The sequence below is a fragment of the Streptosporangium sp. NPDC006930 genome (genome assembly GCF_040635605.1).
Taxonomy (GTDB): Bacteria; Actinomycetota; Actinomycetes; order Streptosporangiales; family Streptosporangiaceae; genus Streptosporangium.
Map to the genome: position 1 here is coordinate 276439 of NZ_JBEYID010000003.1, position 16479 is coordinate 292917.

Consider the following 16479-nt stretch of genomic DNA (forward strand, 5'->3'; position numbering starts at 1 on the left):
GCCGTTCGGCGCGTGGGGGACGTGCCAGACTACAGAAGCTCGGGATCATCGCGATAGGTGCGGTGTTGGCAGGACTACTGCCGACCATGGCCCGCCGCCGGGGTGGCGGGGTCGTATCTCAGTGCCGCGTGCTCAGTCTCGCGGTCTCAGTGGTCGTGGCCGGCATGGTCGTGGCCGTCGTCGTCCTCGTCCTCGTCGGAGGGGCCGTCGGAGGGCTCGACGCCCAGCACGGCCTCGCGGGGCTCGATCTGGTCGACGTGCTCGATCAGCCCAAGGACGTGGTCCGGCTCGATCAGCCACTGCAGCGCGGTGGCGCCGGTGTCGTCGGCCGAGACCAGCTCCGCCTGCTCCTTGCGCTCGTCGTCGTCCAGGTCGGCGTCAGGGTGGCTGATCTCCTTCAGCGCGGCGGCCTGCAGGGCGGCGATGTCCTGCACCTCCACGGTCAGCTCAACGGTCAGACGCAGGTAGCGTTCGGTGCCCGATACATCACTCATAGTGTGAATCCTAGTGCCTGGGTGGGGTGGACCAGCCTAAGGGAGTTTCCACTCCACGGGGGTCGTGCCCTGCTGCTCGAGAAGCTCGTTCGTCCTGCTGAACGGACGGGAGCCGAAGAAGCCGCTGCGGGCCGACAGGGGACTGGGGTGCGCCGACTCGATGGCCGGGACGGAGCCGAGCATCGGGCGCAGGTTGCGGGCGTCGCGTCCCCACAGGATCGCCACCATCGGCTTGTCGCGGGCGACGAGGGCCTTGATGGCCTGCTCGGTCACCTCCTCCCAGCCCTTGCCCCGGTGTGAGGCGGGCTTGCCCGGCATGACGGTGAGCACCCTGTTGAGCAGGAGCACGCCCTGCTCGGTCCAGGGGGTGAGGTCGCCGTTGCTCGGCATCGGCAGCCCGAGGTCCTCGGTGAGCTCCTTGTAGATGTTGCGCAGGCTGCCCGGGATCGGGCGCACGTCCGCGGCGACGGAGAAGCTCAGGCCGATCGGGTGACCCGGCGTGGGGTACGGATCCTGGCCCACGATCAGCACCTTGACCTGGTCAAACGGCTGTTGGAAGGCTCGGAGCACGTTGGCGCCCGAGGGGAGGTACTGCCTGCCTTCCGCCACCTCCCTCCGGAGGAACTCGCCCATCTCGGCGATCTTCTCGGCGACGGGTTCGAGGGCCTCGGCCCACCCGGCTTCCACGACTTCGTTCAAGGGACGTGCGGCCATGTGCAGGACCCTATCGAGGTTTTAGGCCCGGTACGGCGCGCGCTGGGAATCAGCGCGTGCCGCACCGGGCCTGCCCCTGTTAACTATTTCACCGAGCCAGCCATCATCCCCTGGACGAAATACCGCTGGAAGGCGAAAAAGAGGATCAACGGGATAATCAGCGACAGGAAAGCACCTGGCGCAAGAATGTCCACGTTGGTCCCGAATTGCCGCATTTGGGACTGTAGGGCCTTGGTCATCGGCTGGTTCTCGGTGTTGGCGAAGACCAGCGAGACGAGCAGGTCGTTCCAGACCCAGAGGAACTGGAAGATGCCGAGCGAGGCGACCGCCGGTTTGGCCAGCGGGAACACCACGGTCGAGAAGATCTTCCATTCCCCGGCGCCGTCCATCCGCGCCGCCTCGAGCAGCGAGCGTGAGATGCCCGCGAAGAAGTTTCTGAGCAGGAAGATGGCGAAGGGGAGGCCGAAGGCGACGTGGAAGAGCACCACGCTCGCGATGGAACCGAAGATCCCGGTCGAGCCGTACAGTTTCGCGATCGGGATCAGCGCGATCTGGGTCGGCACCACCAGCAGGCCGACCACCACCAGGAAGAGCGCGTCCCTGCCGGGAAACTCCATCCAGGCGAACGCGTACGCCGCCATGGCGGCGATGCCGATCACCAGGACGGTCGAGGGCACCGTGATGAACACGGTGTTCCAGAACGACGCGGTGAACCCGGTGGCGAGCAGGTTGGAGTAGTTCTCAAGGGTCAACTCGGCCGGCTTGGTGAGGATCGTCCACCAGCCGCTGGAGTTGTTGGCCGCCTCTTCACGGATCGAGACCACGAACAGGCCCAGGGTGGGAACCAGCCAGAACAGGCCGATCAGTACCAGTACCGCCTGGACCAGGCCGTTGCCCAGCCGGTCCACGATCCTGCTGAGGACGCCGCGAGGTGGGGTGCCAAGGGTGGAGGTCGTCACTGGTTGTCCCTCCTGAACCGGCGGATGTTGAGAATCATGAAGGGAAGGACGAGGAGCAGCAGGAAGATGGCGAGCGCGCTGCCCAGCCCCTGGTTGCTGCCTCCGCCGAACGAGACTCGCCACATCTCCAGCGCGATCACATTGGCCTGCGGCTGCACCGATCCCGGTGCGATGACGAAGACCAGGTCGAAGACCTTCAGGGTATTAATGATCATCGTGACGAACACGACGAGCAGTACCGGGGAGAGCAGCGGAACGGTGATCTTGCGGAACACCTGCCACTCGGTGGCCCCGTCGATACGGGCCGCCTCCAGCGCGTCGCGCGGGATGGCCGCGAGCCCTGCCGCGATCAGCACCATCGCGAACCCGGCCCACACCCAGACGAACGCGCCGATGATCGCCGGAGTGATCAGTGTCGGGCCCAGCCAGGGGATCCCGCCGAACGCCGCCTCGAAGTTCGACTGCGGCAGTCGCACCTGGTAGTCACCCGGAGCGAGCCCGGTGAAGCGGAAGGTGCCGTCGGCCCCGCTGGTGGCGGTGGCCTTGACGGCGCCGTTCTGCACCGCCTCGACCGTCATCCCGGCCAGGGCCTTCTCGGTGCCGTCCACCTCGTTGGCCGCGCCGCCGCCGCCCTGGGTGAAGTCGACCCAGACGGTCCCCGCCAGTTCGCCGGGACCCGGCTGGACCGCCTTCGCCGTCGAGGCCGAGGCGAGGGTGTCGGGCTTCACGCCCACGAGCGGCAGGAGCACGGCCTGCCCCGGCTGCGCGGGCTGCTTGGTGACCACTCCGCCGCCCTGTTCCGCGGTGACGGGGGACTGGTCGTTCTCCCTGGGGCGGGCGTCCGGGTAGCCGTTGCTCGAGCCGAAGAGACCGGTCACCGAGGTGATCACCGCGTTGGCCACCCCCCGGTCGGGGGCCTGCTCGTAGACGAGGCGGAAGATGACGCCGGAGGCCATCAGGGAGACGGCCATCGGCATGAACACGACCAGCTTGAACGCGGTCGCCCAGCGGATCCGCTCGGTCAGCACCGCGAAGACGAGGCCGATCACGGTGACCAGGGCGGGAGCCACCGCGACCCAGATCAGGTTGTTCCTGATCGTGGTCAGGGTGGAGGAGTCGCTGAAGATCGTCGCGTAGTTCTCGGCCCCGACGAAGGTGCTGCCGCTGGCGTCGTAGAGACTACGGAAGATCGAGTAGATGATCGGGTAGATCACCATCACGCCGAGTACGAGCGCGCCCGGCAGCAGGAACCAGATCGCCAGCCTCGGCGGCGGCCCCAGCCGGGAGGCCCCGGCGGGCACCTTCGCGGGCGTGGCCGTCGGTGCGGCCGCCCCCGCCGTGGCGAGTTCCGGCTCGGCGGCCGGTGCGGCCGGGTCGTCCGACCTGACATCGGCGAGCGCCGGGTGGCCGTCCCCGCCGTCCGTCTTTTCCAAGGGCTGCGGGGTCTCGGGGGTCTTCGAGGGCTCGCCGCCGGACGGGGTGGTGTCAGGGGTGTGGGGGGAGCCGGCGCCCCGCGCCGGCCGCTGGGTGTCGTCAGGTCCGGAGGAGGGACCGCGGGCGGCGTCGTCGCCGCCACGCGAACCCTGCGGGCCGTCTAACCGATCGGTCACGGCCTTACTCCCCTACTTCCAGGCCTTCTTGGCCTCGGCCTCAAGCTTGTCCTGGATGCCCTTGATGTCCGAGGGGGTGCGCACGAAGTCCTGCAGGTACTTCCACAGGGCCTTGCCGTCGGTGCCACCGAAGGCGCTGGGCGCGAGGTCGGACATGTCATAGCGGACCGTGTCACCGGCGGCGATGATCGTCTCGGCGAGCTTCTTGGTCATGTCGTCCGGGTAGTTGTCGGGCGAGACGTTGCGGTTGGGAGAGAGGTAGCCGGGAAGCTTCGCCCAGACCTCGCCGCCCTCCTTGGAGGCGAGGAACTCCAGCAGCGCCATCGAGCCCTCGGACTCCTTCAGCGCCACCGCGATGTCACCGCCCAGCACGACCGGCTCGGTCTCGCCGACCTTCGGGAACGGGAAGTACTTGGCCTCCTCGCCGAGCTTCGCGCCCGACTGCTCGGCCGTGACGCCCACGAAGTCCGCCTCGATGACCATCGCCGACTTGTCCTGGCCGTAGACCTGGGTCACGCAGGTCGGGAAGTCGGTCTGCAGGGCACCGGCGGAGCCGCCGAGCAGGAACTCCTTCTTGCCGACGAGCTGCGCGATCTTCTCCAGCGCGGTGGTCACGCTGGGGTCGGTCCACGGGATCTCGTGCTTGGAGAGCTTGGTGTAGTTCTCCGGGCCCGCGGAGGACAGGTAGACGTTCTCGAACAGGTCGGTCAGGGTCCAGCCGGAGGCGCCGCAGAGGGAGAACGGCGGGGTGCCCGAGTCGGCGATCGTCTGGGCGGCCTTGATCAGGTCGTCCCAGGTGGCGGGGGGCGTCACACCGGCGTCCTGGAAGGCCTGGTCGCGATACCAGACGAGCGACTTGTGGGCCGCCTTCACCAGCACACCGTAGGCCTGGCCGTCGGCGGAGCCGAGCTCCTTCCAGTACGGGGTGTAGTTGTCGTCGATCTGCTTCTGGACCTCGGCGGTGAGTGGCTTGAGCGCCTTCTGGTCCGCGTACTGCTGGACCAGGCCGGGCTGGGGCAGGATCGCGACGTCCGGCGGGTTGCCGCCCTCGATGCGCGGTCCGAGGTAGGCGCCGGTGTCCTCACCGGTGGAGGCGTAGGTGACCTTGGCGCCGGTCTTCTCCTCGAACGCCTTGAGCACCTGCTCGAAGTTGGTCTGCTCGGCGCCGGTCCACTTGGCGGCGACCTCGACGGTCACCCCTTCGAGGTTCTTGGCGGCCGGGGCGGACGCGGGCGCGCTGTCACTCGTGGCCGGTGCGGGGGCGGCCGACTCGCCGCCGCCACACGCGGCGAGTGCCAGGGCGAGTCCCGCCGTCGTCACCGCTGCGATGGTTTTGCGCATACTGAACAAACCTCCTGAGACGTTGAGGCGTGAAATGGGGGGATATGTAGGACGAACAAGCAGCCGAAATGGGGATGACGGCTTCTGCCGGGGGTTGGCCCCGGCCTCATTGGGCCCGGATTATCTCTTCGAGTTGGCCCTTCATGGAGGAGACGACGTCGTTGCTGGCGCCGTCCTTCGCGAAAGGCGGTGTGAGGGCGTTGGAGACCGCGCTGGCGATCACCAGGCTCACCTGGTTGTAGTTGGCGCCGGCGGGCCTGGGCCGAGCGGAGAGGATGCTCTGCTTCAGGACCGGCAGGTAGGGAAAACGCTTGATCAAATCGGGGTCGTCGTACAGCTCGGCCCACACGGGCGGGAACGAGCCGTCGGCGAGCACCCGCCGCTGGTTCTCCAGACCGGTGAAGTAGCGGATGAACTCGGTGGCCGACTTCTGCCGCTTGGAGAAGGCGCTCACCGCGAGGTTGTAGCCGCCGAGCGAACCGGTGCCGGGGCCGTCGAGACCGGGCAGCCGGGTCACCCCGAACTTGCCGGCGACCGCCGAGGTGGTGGCCGGTCCGTAGGCGTGCGGCCAGTTGCGGGCGAAGGCGAGCCGTCCCTCCTCGAAGGCGAGCTGCGCCTCGTCCTCCTTGTAGGAGAGCGACTCCTCCGGGATCCACCCCTCCCGGAACCCGTCCATCAGGAAGTCCAGACCGGCCTTCGCCTTGGCCACGTCCATGGTCACCTTGGTGCCGTCCAGGCTGAGGATCTGCCCGCCCGCCGACTGCACGGCCTCGGTGAAGTTGACGGTCAGGCCCTCGTAGGCCAGGAACTGCCCCGCGTAGCCGCCGATGCCGTACTTGTCGTGCAGGGCGCGCGCCTGGGCGCGCAACTCCTCCCAGGTCCTCGGCGGCTTGAAGCCCTCCTTGGCCAGCAGGTCCCTGCGGTAGTAGAGGAGGCCGGCGTTGCTGGTGTACGGAACCGCCCAGAGCTTGCCCCGGTAGACCGCCGTGTCGACGACCGGCGGCAGGAACCGGTCGAGCGGGAACATCGTGCGCTCCAGCGGCAGGATCCAGCCGGCCTCGGCGAACTCGGCGGTCCAGATCACGTCCAATCCGATCACGTCGTATCGGTCGCTTTTGGCCTGGAGGTTGGCGACCATCTGCGCCCGCTGCTCGTCGGCCGCCTCGGGGAGTTCGAGCAGGGTCGCCCGCTCCCCGGGGTGGGCCTGGTTCCAGCGGTCGAGCAGCGGCTGCAGGTAGGCGGTCGCGGGGCGTCCGATCACCAGGGTGAACGGACCGGTCCCGCCGAACCGCTCACCCTCCTGGGCGCCGGCCGCCGAACATCCCGCCAACCCCGCCACGAGAAGCACGGCGAGCGCGACGGGGATGAGTCGGCGCACCATGACCTCCCGGTTTCCAGTTGGTTACATACGTGTTAGGTAGATGCATGCATGTTATGCATAGCGATATCATCACCGTCAACGGATAACCCCGTAACGCTCACGTAACGAGCTCTCCGAGGAGGTGGGGCGTGCGGCTGACGCTGCTGGCGCTCCTCGCGAAGGAACCTGCCCACGGCTACGAGCTCAAACAGGCACTTGAACAGATCTTCGGCAGCGCCTACCCTTCACCGAACATCGGGCAGATCTACGTCACGCTCGGCCGTCTGGAGAAGGACGGTCTGGTGCGCGCCGTGGACGTCGAGCAGTCCAACCGGCCGAACAAGAAGGTCTACTACCTGACGGCCGCCGGCCGCGAGATCCTCGACACGTGGGTGGACGAGCCCACCGAGGGCCCCAGGGTCCGGGACGAGTTCTTCATGAAGCTCGTGCTGGCCCCGATGACCGGCATCGCCGACAGAATGGCGATGATCAATCGCCAGCGCCGTCACTACCTCGGACTCATGCGTGACCTCAACGAACTCGCCGAGCGGACCGACCCGGAGAATCAGGTCGCGCTCCTGCTGGTCGAGGGGGCCATGCTGCACCTCCAGGCCGACCTCGACTGGCTCGAACGCTGCCAGGAGGAGCTGAGTTGACGTCTCCCGTGGTTCCCGTGGTTCCCGTGGTCGAAACCGTCAATCTCGTCAAGATCTACCAGGACGGCGGGGTGCCGGTGCCCGCGGTGCGCGGGGTCGACCTGCGGGTGAGCCCGGGGGAGTTCGTGGCGGTCATGGGCCCCTCCGGCTCGGGCAAGTCCACCCTGGTCCACATGATCGGCGGCCTTGAGACGAGGACCAGCGGCGAGATCTGGCTCGACGGGCAGCGGGCCGACACGCTCAGCGAGAGCGCCTGGGCGCTGCTTCGCCGCCGGAGGATCGGTTTCGTCTTCCAGTTCTTCAATCTCGTCGCCAACATGACCGTGGCCGACAATGTCGAGCTGCCCGCGCTGCTGGCGGGGGCCTCCACGCGCGAGGCCCGCCGCCGCCGCGAATACCTCCTCGGCGAGCTCGGCCTCACCGCCCGCGCCGACGCCGCCCCCTCCCAGCTCGCCGGGGGCGAGCAGCAGCGGGTCGCGCTCGCCCGCGCGCTGGCCAACGAGCCGAGCCTGCTGCTCGCGGACGAGCCCACGGGCAACCTCGACAGCCGCAACACCCGCGACGTCCTGCGCCTGCTCGGCGAGGTCCACCGCGAGGGCCAGGCCATCATCCTGGTCACCCACGACGCCAGGGTCGCCAGCCTGGCCGACCGGGTGGTCTCCCTCCTGGACGGCCAGGTCGTCGACGACGGGGGCGCCGGGCTGGTCCGCCGCCGCCCCAAGGGCAGCGCCGGCGACGTCGTCGAGCTGAGAGGCTGACGGTGCGCCTCCCGCCCTCCCCGTCCACGGGTTCGCCTCGGCCCGTGCTCCCGAGGCTCTTCCAGGTCGGCGGCGTCATCGGCCGAGGCATCACGGGTTCGCCTCTGCCGGTGCCTTCGGGGCTCGCCGGTCCGGCGGCCCCGCGGGCTCCGGGGGCCCCACGGGCATCGCGAATCGCGGGGAAGGCGTCGCGGTGAGCACCGTCCGCGCCTCCGTGAGGTGGATCCGTGCCGACCTCAGGGCCCGCAGGGGTCAGGCACTGCTCACACTGCTCGCCGTCGCCGGGATCGTCACGGCGCTGATCACCTCCGCGACCCTCCTGGAGGACGGCACCAACCCGTGGCGGGGGCTGTTCGCCGAGTCCAGGGGCGCGCACGTGTGGATACACACCAAGGACGCCCCCGACCCGGCCGCGCTGTCGAGGCTGCCCGGCGTGGTCCAGGTCGCGGGACCCTACCGGTCGGCTCCGGTCACCCTCACGCTGGACGGCAAAAGGTCGCCGGTGGCGCTGCGGGAGATGTCCGCGACGCCGCCGCGGGTCGCCGCCCCGCTGATCCGCGAGGGGCGCCCGCTGCGCTCCGGCGACACCGACGGCGTGGTCGTCGAGCGCTCCTTCGCCCGGGCGCTCGGCCTGAGGGTGGGCGGCGCCTTCCCGGTGACCGCGCTCAACGGCGCCACCCACCCGCTCATCGTGGTCGGCCTGGCCGACACCGCCGACCAGGGGTTCTACCCCGAGTGGACGCCCGGCCTCGCCTGGACGCTCGCGCCCGTCCTGGCCAGGGTCGAGCCCGCGCTGGGCCGCAGCGAGTCGGTCACCGGGCTGCGTCTGGCCGACGGGGAGACCACGCTGCCCGCCGTCCACGGCGCCGTCACCCTCCTGGACGAGCAGATCCAGCGGATGTCCACCTGGCGTGAGGTCCGCGCCTCGATGGAGCTGGACAACCGGCTGCTCGGCCTGCTGCTCGCGCTGTTCGGAATCACCGGGCTGGTGGCCGCCGCGCTCGCCATCGCCAACGCGGTGGGCGGCCGGGTGCTGAGCCAGACGCGCGACATCGCCACCCTCAAGTCCCTCGGCTACACCCGGGGCCAGGTGTTCGGCGTGCTCATGGCCGAGCACGGCGTGCTCGGGCTGCTCGGCATCGTCCTCGGACTGGTCTGCGGGCAGATCGCGGCCTCGTTCGTCCTGGACGGGGTGCCGATACTGCCGCTCTCCCCGGTCCCGCTGCTCGCCATCACCGGTGGCACCGCCGCCGTGGTCCTGGTGGCGGTGGCACTGCCCGCCTGGCGGGGCGGCCGTACCCCTCCCATCCCCGCGGCGCCGGTCGCGCCGCCCAGGAGGCACCTGTCACGGCTGGCGCGCCTGGCGCTCCTCATCCGGCTGCCGCCCGCCCTGGTCCTGGGCACCCGGGACGCCTTCACCCGTCGCGTCCCGGCGTTCCTGAGCATCTTCGGCGTCGCGATCCCGATGATGATGATCACTATTGGGCTCGGCTGCTGGGCCACCCTGGACGACTTCCTGCGGCACCCGGAGCGGGTCGGCCAGGCGGCGGCGCTCACGGTGCGCCCGGACAAGCTCTCGGCCGACGACGCCATGCGGATCGCGAGGGCCGACCCGGAGGTGCTGGCGGTCTACCCCGGCACCGAGGTGCCCGCGCTGGAGCCCGAGCAGACCAGGAGCGTGCTGGCCCGCGCCGCCGGAACCTCCGCCGAGCCGTACCCCTTCTCGGTCGTCGAGGGGCGGATGTACGCCGCCAGAGGGGAGGCCGTCGCGGGGCAGGGGCTGCTCGACCTGCTGGGCGTGAAGATCGGGGACCGGGTCCGGCTCACCGTCGGCGGCACCCCGCTGATCGTGCACCTCGTGGGCCGGGTGGTGGAGCCCGACCAGGACGGCGAGGTGCTCTCCTTCGGGATCGACAGCCTCGCGGCCAAGGACGCGGTGCCGCCGCAGTTCTACAGTCTGGTGCTCAGGCCGGGCGCCGACCCGGCGGAGGTGAGGGCGCGGCTGATGGTCGCCTCGGGAGAGGCCCTTGAGGTCCAGCGGGTGGTGAATCCGGCGGAACGGCTCGCGATCATCCGCGTGGTGATCGTGGCGCTGATCGTCGTGCTCGCCCTGCTCGGCCTGGCGAACCTCCTGACGGCGAGCGCCCTCGGCCTGCGCGACCACGCCCTCGACCTCGCGGTGCTCAAGGCCATGGGCCTCACACCCCGGCAGGTGGCGGCCACCCTGGTCACCGGGACCGGCCTGCTGATCGTGCTGGGGGTGGTCGCGGGCACCGTGGCCGGGGCCTCACTCGTCGGCGGGCTGATCGACCTGCAGGGGCACACCAGCGGTGTCGGCGCGGGCATCGGCCGTACGCCCTCGGCCCTGACGCTCGCCGTCGCGGTGCTCGTCGCGGTGGGGAGCGCCCTGCTGGTGACGTTGATCCCGGCAGGGTACGCGGCCCGCGCCCAGGTCCCGGTCACCGCGAGATAACCCCGGCTCGTCGGCGTTCACCCGGGACGGCCCCGGGACGATGATCGTCCCGGGGCCGTTCGGAAAAAGGGGTGGTTCAGCCGTCGATGCCGGGGACGTCGGCGTTCTTGAGCGAGAACCAGTAGAAACCGTGACCGGGCAGGGTGAGCAGGTACGGCAGGGTGCCCACGGGGGGGAACCGCACCCCGCCCCTCGCCTCGACGGGGATCATGCCCGCGAAGCGGCGCAGGTCGAGCTCGACCGGCTGCGGATACTTCGAGAGGTTGTTGACGCACAGCATCAGGTCCTCGCCGTCCTCGCGGACGAAGCTGAGCACCGCCGGGTTGCTCGACCACAGCTCGTTGTAGACGCCGGTGCCGAAGACCTGGTGGCTGCGGCGGATCGCCAGCATGTTCCTGGTGAAGTGGAGCAGCGAGGCGGGGTTCTTCTGCTGCGCCTCCACGTTGACCGCCTGGTATCCGTGGATCGGGTCCATGACGACGGGCAGGTACAGGCGTCCGGGGTCGGCCGTGGAGAAGCCCGCGTTGCGGTCGGGGCTCCACTGCATCGGGGTGCGGACCGCGTCACGGTCCTCCAGCCAGATGTTGTCGCCCATGCCGATCTCGTCGCCGTAGTACATGACCGGGGAACCGGGCAGCGAGAGCAGCAGCGCGGTGAACAGCTCGATCTGGTCGCGGTCGTTCTCCAGCAGCGGGGCGAGGCGGCGCCGGATGCCGAGGTAGGCCCGCATGCGCGGGTCCTTGGCGTACTCGGCGTGCATGTAGTCGCGCTCCTCCTCGGTGACCGTCTCGAGCGTCAGCTCGTCGTGGTTGCGAAGGAAGATGCCCCACTGGCCGCTGTCGGGGAGCTTCGGGGTCCGCGACATGATCTCGGAGATCGGCTCGCGGCTGCCCCGTCGCACCCCCATGAAGATGCGCGGCATGAGCGGGAAGTGGAAGGCCATGTGGCACTCGTCGCCGCCGGTCGCGGGGTCGCCGAAGTACTCGACCACGTCCTCGGGCCAGCCGTTGGCCTCGGCCAGCAGCACCCGGTCCGGGTAGAGGCGGTCGACCTCGGCGCGGATCTTCTTCAGGTACGCGTGGGTCTCCGGCAGGCCCGAGCAGTCGGTGCCCTCGCGCTCGAAGAGGTAGGGCACCGCGTCGAGCCTGAAGCCGTCGATGCCCAGGTCCAGCCAGAACCGCAGGACCTCCAGCATCGCCTCCTGGACCGCCGGGTTCTCGTAGTTCAGGTCCGGCTGGTGGTGGAAGAAGCGGTGCCAGTAGTACTGCTTGCGGACCGGGTCGTAGGTCCAGTTGGACTCCTCGGCACCGATGAAGATGATCGGCGCGTCGGGATACCCGGTCGGGCTGTCGGACCAGACGTAGAAGTCGCCGTACGGCCCCTCGGGGTCGTGCCGGGACGCCTGGAACCAGGGGTGTTTGTCGCTGGTGTGGTTCATCACCAGGTCGGTGATGATGCGCAGGCCTCGCTGGTGCGCCGACTCGATCAGCTCCACGAAGTCCCCGAGGTCCCCGAAGTCCGGAAGGATCTTCATGTAGTCGGAGATGTCGTATCCGCCGTCACGTAGGGGAGATTCGTACAGCGGAAGGAGCCACAGGCAGTCGACGCCGAGCCACTCGACGTAGTCCAGCTTCTCGATGAGTCCGCGCAGGTCACCGGTGCCGTCGCCGTTGGAGTCCTTGAACCCGCGGACCAGCACCTCGTAGAAGACCGCGCGCTTGTACCACTGGGGGTCCGCCGAGACGAAGTCCTCGGCCACGGACTCCTGGGAAGGGGAGGGGAGGGGGGATGGGTTCATCGTGTTCTCGCTCACGGTGATGAAGGGCAGGACGAAGTCACCGGATGCTCCGGCTGATGATGTTTGGTGACCGCGCCGGCGGGAGCCGTCATCCCCACGGGCTCCATGCCCCCGGACAGGACGAATTTGTGATTCAGGACTGTCCGTTGTGGCGCTTTCTGGGCCGAACACTACCAGCCACCTGAGACCCCCGAAGCCCTCTTGGCGTGGTACATCGCCCCCTCCCCACGGAATTTTCGCGCGCATCGCGCCACGGCCGCGTAATCGTCGCGTCGCTCATTGTTTTCCTGTGTGAAACATGACACGCCACAGGGGGGTGACCTCGTCCTATGCCCGGGGATCCGGCCGATACACGGATCTTCTCGCGAGGCCGGGGACCGGTCCTTTGCGCGGATGTTGCGAACCGGGTCCCCGCGGCATTCCCGGGGCATTCGCGGGGCACTCTCAGGGCACTCGCGGGGCACTCTCAGGGCATGGAGAAACCCTCACGGAACCGGACGCCCCGGAAACACCGGGGCGGGCACAGGACGGACGGAGACCGGCCCCGGTGCGGAGGGAAAGGGGATCAGTTCCAGGGCGGGGTGAGGTCGGGAAGATGGTCCTGGTAGTCGCCGAGCCAGGCGCCGAACAGCACCAGACCGCGCACCCAGAAACGGTCGTTCCAGCCGTTGAACCGCGCCAGCCCGTCGGGGCCCTCGGCGACCACGGCGTGGAGCTGCTCCGACAGCAGCGAGGGCACGGCGCCGGCGACCCGGGTGAGCATCAGGTGGCCGTACTCCCTGGCGGGCGCGGCGGCCGAGCGGAGCGGGACCCGCTGGAGCGGCTGCTTGACCACGTTGGTGGAGGGCAGCGCGGCCACGCGCGGGTTGGCCGCGTACAGGACCTCGCGGTAGAAGCGCCCCTGGTCCTTGCGGTGCACGCCGACCGAGAGCGCCGCGTCGAAGAAGGCGGGGTGGATGAACGGTGCCGCGAACGAGGCCTCGGGGCCGACCAGGTTGACCGGGGAGCGGGCGATGCCCCGCGCGGTCCTGGTGTGCAGGACCGAGAGCGGCAGCTCGGCCCGGTGGCCGTTGAGCATCGCGGTCGACTGGGTGAAGGCGTGTCCGACGCTGTCGGTGATCCACGCCTCGGCCCCCTCCGACAGGAACGGCACGGACGGGGAGCCGAGCGCGAGCGAGCCGAGCAGCGCGGCCTTGCGCTCGGCCTGCGTGGAGGCACCGAGCGCGGCCCCGCTGACCATGAAGTTCTTCAGCAGCGGCCCTCCGGCCAGCCCGTCGACGAGGGTCCGCCCCGCCCGGTGCACCTCGCGGGCGAACGGGGTGTACCAGGCGTGGTGCGGGGTGAGGAACTCCAGTCGCCGCGCCGCGGCCAGCGCGTCGTCGGGATAGGCGTCGGCGTCCTGGGGGATCACTCTGTGACGCACGCCCAGTTCGCGGGTGATCGCCTTGGCGAAGACGATGTCGGTGTCGGTGCCGTCGTCGGGGCTGGTCGTCCACGACTCCACGTCGGCCCCGCGCGCCACCGCCACCGAGCACAGCAGCCGTGAGTCGTAGCCGCCGCTGACCGGCACCAGCAGCGGGCGCCCGTCGAACTCCTTGTAGACCTCGTGCAGGATCTCCAGGATCTCCCCGGCGGTCCTGCCCGCCTCGTAGGGCTCCTCGCGCAGCCAGCGGGGCAGCATCCGCTCGACGCCGATCCGGTCCGACGCCCGGTCGAAGACGAGCGCGCTCGCCCCCGCGAGCCGCTTCACCTGCGTGTACGGGGTGTCGTCGCGCAGTGGGAAGGTGAGCTGGATGATCGAGGCCCAGGCGTCCCAGTTGATCTCGTACGGCGTGCGCGCGAGGGAGAGCAGCGGCTCAAGCAGCGAGGAGAAGTAGACGGCCCCGCCGTAGGACAGGTAGTAGACGTCCACGAGGCCGAGACCTCCGGTGTGCAGCGTGATCCGCTCACCGTCGTCGATCAGGCCGGGCGTCTCGTAGGTCTCCGCCACCGTGATCCACGGTGCCGCGCCGCCGGGCGTGCGCTCGCCCCAGGCGAAGGCCCAGGTGCGCTCGTCGCGCCGGTACGGGGGCAGCGGGGAGGAACTGAACAGGGCCGCGTTCCCGGCCTGGACGGCGGGTCTGACCCGCGGCCCTGCCTCGCGCAACCTCTCCAGGACGGCCTCGTCGAGGTGCCCGATGCCGCCGCAGACGTACGGCCTCACATTGAACGTCGGCCACTGCACCGTGCTGACTCCTCTGTGTCGCGATTGACCAAAGGGTATCCTTTCGCCCGGCTCACGAAACGGAGGACGGCGTGGCGGGCGAGCAACTCGAAAGCACACGACAGGCGTTGCGGGAGGCGGTGGCGCACGCGGAGAGGGCTTCCGAGCTGGCCCGCCTGCTCGACGCGGCACAGGCCAAGATCGCCGATGCGGAGCGTGCGGCCGAGGAGCTGCGCGGGGTGAAGGAGCTTCTGAGCGAGACCGAGGAGCGGCTCGAAGCCGCGAACGCGGCCGAGGAGAAGCTCCGCAAGGAGCTGGCGGAGCAGCGCTACCAGGCCGAGGTGGCCAAGTGGAAGCTCTCCTCGGTGCAGGTGGCCCGCTGGTCACGGCTGGGCGACGCGATCAAGACGGGTAAGAGCAACCCGGTGCGGCTGGCGCGCGGCCTGCGCGGGGCGGCCAAGCCGGCCAAGCGCCCGACCGCTCCCAAGCGCCAGCCGGTGCCGCGCAAGGCGGGCGACAAGGCACCGGTGCCCGGGGCGTCCTTCCAGGCCACCAGCTCCGTCAGGACCGTCGGCGGCAGGCCGGTGAAGCTCAAGCCGTACCGTATCCCGACCGGCCCGAACACCCGTCCGCACCTCACCGCTGCCGTGATCGCCGCGCCGCACGGCGAGGCGCTGCTGCGTTACGAGTGGCGCCAGACCACCGGTTTCACGCCGAAGGACTTCGCCAGGGTGCTGGCCGCCGAGGTCCCGCACCTGCTGCTGGTCGAGTCGGTGAGCGAAGGGCCGTGGGCGGAGGAGCTGCGCCGGCCCGGCCAGGGACTGCGCGCGCTGCTGGCCTGGTGCGCGGAGCGGGGCATCCGCACGGTCTTCTGGCACACCGGGGGCACGCCCGCCGAGTTCGTCGCCGCGGCCCGGCTGTTCGAGCACGTCGTGACCGCGCTGCCCAAGTCCGTGGGGCCGTGGGGCACCGCGCTGGCGGCCCAGGAGCCCGAGCAGGGACGCCGGGCGCCCTCGCTGGGAATCCTGCCCTTCGCCATCCAGCCGCGCGTGCACAACCCGTTGCCGCTCGCCGGAGACCGGTTCGAGCGGGTGCTCTCGCTGGAGGAACTGCTTCCGGGGCACCTGTCGTACCCGGACGTCCTCACCTCCTACCGCTGGCCCGTCGCGGTCGACTGTCCGCCGGGCACGGAGCTCTGGCGGATGGCGGAGCTCGCCGCCTGCGGCACCCCCATCGGCACCGAGCCGGACGCGCGCCGCGCCCACCTGGCACTCCGCCAGGCGTACGCCTCGGGCACGATGACCAACAAGGTCGACGACCTGCTGGACGCGATCGGCCTGCCCAGCGGCAGGGCCACCCTGAACATCTCGGTGATCATGATCGACCGGGGCGACCTCGACTACGCGCTGGCCCAGGTCGCGCCGCAGAAGGGCGTCGTCCAGCTGGTGCTGCTGTCGGACGCCTCGGACGCCGCGGGGCGTGCCCGCGACGCGATGCCCGACGGCGTGCACGTCACGGTGCGCCGCCCCACCTCCAACCTGACCACGGGGGGCCTGCTCAACCGGGCCCTCGACCTGTGCCAGGGCGACCTGGTGGCGGTCATGGACGCCCGCGACCGGTACGGCGAGCACTACCTGGCCGATCTCAGCCGGGCGTTCCTGTTCGCCAGTGCCGACATCGTCGGCAAGGCGGCCTACTACGCCCACCTGCGCGACGTCGCGGCGACCGTGCTGCGCCAGCCCTCGGCCGAGTACTCCTACCTGCCCGACATCGCGGGAGCCACCCTGCTGGCCCGCCGCGCGGTCCTGCGGGACATCGGCTTCGCCGACGTCTCGGACAACTGGGCCGACGTGCTGATGCGGCAGTGCCGCGCGGACGGGATCAAGGTCTTCTCCGCCGACCGCTTCGGCTATGTCTGCCTCCGCGACCGTGACCGCTGGCTGCTCGGCTCGGCCCAGCTCGTCGACTACGGTCCGGCCGACCCGCACGCCCTGATCTGAACGCCGGCTCCGAGCGCCGGCGACCGTCAGGCGATCGACGGCGCCACCGACCGCCGGCCGCCCCCGTCGCCGCCTGACAACCTCACCGGGAAGTTAGGCTGCCGGGTTGACTT

Annotated in this window: 12 protein-coding genes; 4 read left to right on the top strand and 8 right to left on the bottom strand. The window is 70.0% G+C overall.

Annotated features, from left to right (window positions below; translation table 11 throughout):
- Positions 1–146: 146 nt before the first annotated feature.
- The 6 genes from ABZ664_RS07615 to ABZ664_RS07640 all read right to left on the bottom strand — a co-directional run bounded on the left by ABZ664_RS07615 (position 147) and on the right by ABZ664_RS07640 (position 6499).
- Positions 147–494: a hypothetical protein gene (locus tag ABZ664_RS07615; RefSeq protein WP_362504546.1), complete on the bottom strand. Its 348-nt coding sequence runs from the start codon at positions 492–494 to the stop codon at positions 147–149.
- Positions 495–530: 36 nt separating this feature from the next.
- Entirely contained in the window at positions 531–1208 is a 678-nt protein-coding gene (locus ABZ664_RS07620) for a uracil-DNA glycosylase (RefSeq protein WP_362504549.1), read from the bottom strand.
- 83 nt (positions 1209–1291) lie between these two features.
- Positions 1292–2167: a carbohydrate ABC transporter permease gene (locus ABZ664_RS07625; protein ID WP_362504552.1), complete on the bottom strand. Its 876-nt coding sequence runs from the start codon at positions 2165–2167 to the stop codon at positions 1292–1294.
- Entirely contained in the window at positions 2164–3777 is a 1614-nt protein-coding gene (locus ABZ664_RS07630; protein WP_362504555.1) for an ABC transporter permease subunit, read from the bottom strand. Before ABZ664_RS07630 ends, ABZ664_RS07625 begins: the two co-directional genes overlap by 4 nt.
- Positions 3778–3789: 12 nt before the next feature.
- Positions 3790–5118: an ABC transporter substrate-binding protein gene (locus ABZ664_RS07635; RefSeq protein WP_362504558.1), complete on the bottom strand. Its 1329-nt coding sequence runs from the start codon at positions 5116–5118 to the stop codon at positions 3790–3792.
- A 106-nt stretch (positions 5119–5224) separates the two neighbouring features.
- Positions 5225–6499: an ABC transporter substrate-binding protein gene (locus ABZ664_RS07640; RefSeq protein WP_362504561.1), complete on the bottom strand. Its 1275-nt coding sequence runs from the start codon at positions 6497–6499 to the stop codon at positions 5225–5227.
- A gap of 128 nt (positions 6500–6627) precedes the next feature.
- Here ABZ664_RS07640 and ABZ664_RS07645 point away from each other — a divergent pair, with 128 nt between their 5' ends.
- The 3 genes from ABZ664_RS07645 to ABZ664_RS07655 all read left to right on the top strand — a co-directional run bounded on the left by ABZ664_RS07645 (position 6628) and on the right by ABZ664_RS07655 (position 10365).
- Positions 6628–7134: a PadR family transcriptional regulator gene (locus ABZ664_RS07645; RefSeq protein ID WP_350948533.1), complete on the top strand. Its 507-nt coding sequence runs from the start codon at positions 6628–6630 to the stop codon at positions 7132–7134.
- 17 nt (positions 7135–7151) lie between these two features.
- Positions 7152–7892: an ABC transporter ATP-binding protein gene (locus ABZ664_RS07650; protein ID WP_362505111.1), complete on the top strand. Its 741-nt coding sequence runs from the start codon at positions 7152–7154 to the stop codon at positions 7890–7892.
- Positions 7893–8085: 193 nt separating this feature from the next.
- Positions 8086–10365, top strand: coding sequence for an FtsX-like permease family protein (locus ABZ664_RS07655; RefSeq protein ID WP_362504565.1), 2280 nt, complete (start codon positions 8086–8088; stop codon positions 10363–10365).
- A 76-nt stretch (positions 10366–10441) separates the two neighbouring features.
- On the opposite strand, the gene treS is transcribed toward ABZ664_RS07655, so the two are convergent.
- Positions 10442–12163 carry a maltose alpha-D-glucosyltransferase gene (gene treS / locus ABZ664_RS07660; RefSeq protein ID WP_362504568.1) on the bottom strand — a complete coding sequence of 574 codons (1722 nt, stop codon included), beginning with the start codon at positions 12161–12163 and terminating at the stop codon, positions 10442–10444.
- A gap of 565 nt (positions 12164–12728) precedes the next feature.
- On the bottom strand, positions 12729–14387 hold the full coding sequence (locus ABZ664_RS07665; RefSeq protein ID WP_362504571.1) for an asparagine synthetase B family protein: 1659 nt from the start codon (positions 14385–14387) through the stop codon (positions 12729–12731).
- Positions 14388–14458: 71 nt separating this feature from the next.
- Between ABZ664_RS07665 and ABZ664_RS07670 the strand changes: the two genes are divergently transcribed.
- Positions 14459–16366, top strand: coding sequence for a hypothetical protein (locus tag ABZ664_RS07670; protein WP_362504574.1), 1908 nt, complete (start codon positions 14459–14461; stop codon positions 16364–16366).
- Positions 16367–16479 lie beyond the last annotated feature (113 nt).

Bases quoted from the DNA above. Each gene is read 5' to 3' on its own strand.
- ABZ664_RS07615 (WP_362504546.1), bottom strand. From the start codon at position 494: ATGAGTGATGTATCGGGCACCGAACGCTACCTGCGTCTGACCGTTGAG.
- ABZ664_RS07620 (WP_362504549.1), bottom strand. From the start codon at position 1,208: ATGGCCGCACGTCCCTTGAACGAAGTCGTGGAAGCCGGGTGGGCCGAG.
- ABZ664_RS07635 (WP_362504558.1), bottom strand. From the start codon at position 5,118: ATGCGCAAAACCATCGCAGCGGTGACGACGGCGGGACTCGCCCTGGCA.
- ABZ664_RS07640 (WP_362504561.1), bottom strand. From the start codon at position 6,499: ATGGTGCGCCGACTCATCCCCGTCGCGCTCGCCGTGCTTCTCGTGGCG.
- treS (WP_362504568.1), bottom strand. From the start codon at position 12,163: ATGAACCCATCCCCCCTCCCCTCCCCTTCCCAGGAGTCCGTGGCCGAG.